The 573-nt window shown below is 74.7% G+C and carries 1 protein-coding gene and 1 pseudogene; both read right to left on the bottom strand.

The window, feature by feature from the left end:
* On the bottom strand, positions 1 to 100 hold a 100-nt coding region (locus FV222_RS31725), incomplete at its 3' end, for an acyl-CoA dehydrogenase family protein (RefSeq protein ID WP_147816501.1).
* 164 nt (positions 101 to 264) lie between these two features.
* Positions 265 to 573: pseudogene (locus tag FV222_RS30425) on the bottom strand (GNAT family N-acetyltransferase); the annotation flags it as partial.

Below are 573 nucleotides of genomic sequence, written 5' to 3'. Positions count from 1 at the left end.
GCGGGTCGAGTTCGTCGGCCAGCGGCATCACCACCTCGCGGGCGAAGGTGCGGGCCTCGGCCTGGAGCGCGACGCGCGCGTCCGTGCGCCAGGGCGACATCAGCTCCGGCGGCTTCGGGGCGTGGCGGTCCGGCTGTCCGGACGAGACGGCGGGGGCGTTGGAAATGTGATCCTCCCGGGCGATCGGTCTGCCGCTGGCCGTTCTTCGGGCGTGGCCGGCTGGCCTGCAGGACCCTGGAGGCAATGCGCCGCCGCCGCAACGCCCTATCGGACCCGTCGGCGCATCCGCCACCCGGCATAACGCTCGCGAGCGTGCTCCAGGGCCGCGGCGAGCGGGAAGAACCGGTCGGGCGAGGCCTCCACGAGCCGGTGCGCGATGGCGCGCCGCCCGGTCCAGAACATCTCGGCCAGGCGGTAGTCAGGGGCGGCGCAGGAATCGATCCGGTCGATCGCGCCGTCGCGAAGCGCGGCCTCGGTCAGGCGGTGGACGAGCTGGACGCCCGGGGCGCCCGCGGCCTCCGCCTCGTCGTAGGAGACCTTCAGCACGAACGCCTCCGTGCCGCTGCGCGGCAG

Origin of the sequence: Methylobacterium sp. WL103 (assembly GCF_008039885.1) — a bacterium.
GTDB classification, from domain to species: domain Bacteria; phylum Pseudomonadota; class Alphaproteobacteria; order Rhizobiales; family Beijerinckiaceae; genus Methylobacterium; species Methylobacterium cerastii.
The sequence above is the reverse complement of the archived record's forward strand: the minus strand, read 5'-3'. Positions and strand labels throughout refer to the sequence as shown.